1 protein-coding gene is annotated in these 676 nt (G+C 50.0%); it reads right to left on the bottom strand.

From position 1 onward, the window contains the following. Positions 1-662, bottom strand: a 662-nt coding sequence (locus HX807_RS31420) for a competence protein CoiA (RefSeq protein ID WP_177052201.1), incomplete at its 3' end; no start/stop codon positions are given. Positions 663-676 lie beyond the last annotated feature (14 nt).

Raw genomic sequence — 676 nt, 5'->3', positions numbered from 1 at the left:
GATGTATCAGAGGCCGGGCCTCCGTTGAAGCTAAAATCGGTGGTGCCGTTGGTGATCCATTCGACCAGCTTTTCCTTGGGTGTGTAAGCCACCACTCCACGTTTTTGAGTCGGATCGAATCTTAAGACGCGCCATATACCAAAATCGGGGCCGAAGTCGATGAACACGGGTTTGGAAACCCACCAGCGAGCAAAAAGCTTGCTGCGGGAATGCCAGCTAAATGAAGCCAGTCCATTCTCCGACACTTTTGACAAACCCATTCTGAAGTTGTACCTGTCGAACTCAGTTCGCGTGCCATCGATCACCCAGATCATATTTTGATAGTAGTTTTGCCTCGCGATGACCTCTTCAGGATGTATTGTCGATCTCTGAAACTCGATAACCATCCCTGAAGGCGTTCGGACATCTGCTATATGTCGCTCCCCTGAGGACGCTTGCAACACAACTTCCTGCCACTCGGTTGGGAACATATTCTTCCAATTGCGATGCCATGCCGTTTCCGTTTCCCACCACGGATCGCAATTGTCCAAACGTTTATGAGCCCAATGCCAGACGACATGGTTCCCGCATTTAGCGACGGTCTGGGAACCACAAAAACTGCAAACACCACGTGCTTTTGGAGTGGCCTCTACACGAGCGCCTTCAAGCAATGAGTATTTCATTTTCTTCCTTGATG

The organism is Pseudomonas sp. D8002, from assembly GCF_013385695.1.
In the GTDB taxonomy this organism is placed as follows: domain Bacteria; phylum Pseudomonadota; class Gammaproteobacteria; order Pseudomonadales; family Pseudomonadaceae; genus Aquipseudomonas.
Note: the sequence above shows the minus strand (reverse complement) of the source record. Positions and strands in the feature narration are given on the sequence as shown.